The organism is Infirmifilum sp., from assembly GCF_049970975.1.
In the GTDB taxonomy this organism is placed as follows: domain Archaea; phylum Thermoproteota; class Thermoprotei; order Thermofilales; family Thermofilaceae; genus Thermofilum; species Thermofilum uzonense.
In genome coordinates, this window is record NZ_JBMFLX010000206.1 from 1 (window position 1) to 1,647 (window position 1,647).

The following is a 1,647-nucleotide window of genomic DNA, read 5'->3' on the forward strand; positions in this document are numbered from 1 at the left end:
AAAATGTAAACATGAGGAGGATGAGCGCTGTAATCAGCTTTAGAGTGCCTAGGAGGCTAAAGGAGGAGATCGAGAAGCTAGGTTTAGATTATGCCAGCGAGCTACGCGCCTACCTTGAGGAGCTTGTGAGGAGGAAAAAGGCTGAGGCTTTGAGGCGGGAGATGGACAGTCTGAGGGAGGACATTGGGAGGATTGAGGGCAATCTCGCGGCTGAGTTCATAAGAGAGGAAAGGGATGCCCACTAGGCTTGTAGTGGCTGATGCGAGTGTAGCTGTCAAGTGGGTTATTTTGGAGGCTTACAGTGATCATGCGTTCAAGCTGAGGGACGACTTGTTGGATGGGCTAGTGGAGGTGCATGCTCCCGCCTTCTTCCTGGTCGAGGTGGCGAGCGCGCTGAGGAAATACGTTATCCGAGGCTTAGTCCGGAGAAGCCAGGCTGAGAGGGCTTTTGGGCTTATAGCGGAGAGCGGGGTGGTGCTACACAATCTAGAGCCTGGTTTTATCGCCAGGAGCTTGCAGGCAAGCCTTGACCTTGGGGTGACTGTGTATGACGCCGCCTACATAGTCTTAGCCGACTCTCTGGGTGCCTTGATGTACACCGCGGACGAGAGGCTTCTCGGCAACCACGCTGTTCGAGAGCTCGGAGTGGTGAGACATGTAAAGGATTACGAGGGTTCTCAAAGAACTTGAAGCAAGGAGATACTTGTATACTCTCGAATTAGAGGATATAGTCTAGAAGATCTGCTCGGGGAATAATTACTCGGAAGGCTCGATTCGGACCGGGAGGTAGTTCTGGAAGAGTTTAACTATTTCAGCTTTTCCAGCTTTTTAGCAACTTTTGTCTTTAGATCCTCGATGCTGGTGTAGCCCTCGACGTTGCTGGTTTGTGATGCGAGCCTGCTTATCAGCCCTGAGGGCGCGAGAACCACGTGGTCGTCACGCATATCCTGGGCCTTGGCGACTGATGCCAGCACCTCTGACATAGACTCTGGCGACTCGGGCACGATGTCGAATGATATGTTTTTCTTCCCGTCTGTGACTAGAATATCCACGCGGTGGGTGAAACCCGTTCTACCTTGGACTGCTTGGGAGAGTTTAGCCGTGAGACCCATTTTTTCCGCGACGCTTTTTACCTCCATCATCATGAGGCTCTTTAATGCCTGTTGGATTCCATCCTTCCTGACTTTGTAGGCGTAGACTGGGAGGACGATCGCGTCCCTGTGGTCGAATAGTGCTCCGCAAGCCCTGCACTTGAAGAGCGGGTGTGGAACCTCGAAGCGTGCCCCGCACTCGCTGCAGTTATACATTATTCCTAGGAGTACAACGTTGTCCTTTGATAATGGTTCACCGCACTTTTTACATGCGGATCCCTCTATCTTCTCAACAACGTTTACGGTGCCGCACTTCACGTGGCTGACAGCTATCGTCTTGATAAGCCTCTCCGAGCCGCATTATGGATATTTAAGCTTAGGAGCCACCATGTGGGACCGGCACTTAGGGCAAAGAATTGCCTGCTCCTGGTACTCTCTCGACCACGCCCATCCCCGCGAGTTCCTCGAGGAGCTCCGAGTCCTGAACCTTGTACCTTACAGCTACGCGGAGGATATCAGGATAGTGATAGCCGAGCTCGCTGGAATATGAGGGTTT

Annotated in this window: 2 protein-coding genes and 1 pseudogene; 2 read left to right on the top strand and 1 reads right to left on the bottom strand. The window is 52.4% G+C overall.

Annotated features, from left to right (window positions below; translation table 11 throughout):
• Positions 1 to 245 (top strand): antitoxin (locus ACP5KC_RS10570; RefSeq protein ID WP_428287571.1); only part of this gene is annotated, 245 nt, incomplete at its 5' end.
• Positions 235 to 690 (top strand): type II toxin-antitoxin system VapC family toxin, encoded by a 456-nt coding sequence (locus ACP5KC_RS10575; protein WP_424739044.1) that lies wholly within the window; start codon positions 235 to 237, stop codon positions 688 to 690. The genes ACP5KC_RS10570 and ACP5KC_RS10575, both read left to right, overlap by 11 nt.
• A 116-nt stretch (positions 691 to 806) precedes the next feature.
• Here ACP5KC_RS10575 and ACP5KC_RS10580 read toward each other — a convergent pair.
• A pseudogene (locus ACP5KC_RS10580) lies at positions 807 to 1,439 on the bottom strand (hypothetical protein); the annotation flags it as partial.
• Positions 1,440 to 1,647: the final 208 nt, after the last annotated feature.

Excerpts from the sequence above, each read along its gene's own strand:
- ACP5KC_RS10575 (WP_424739044.1), top strand. The coding sequence starts at position 235 with ATGCCCACTAGGCTTGTAGTGGCTGATGCGAGTGTAGCTGTCAAGTGG.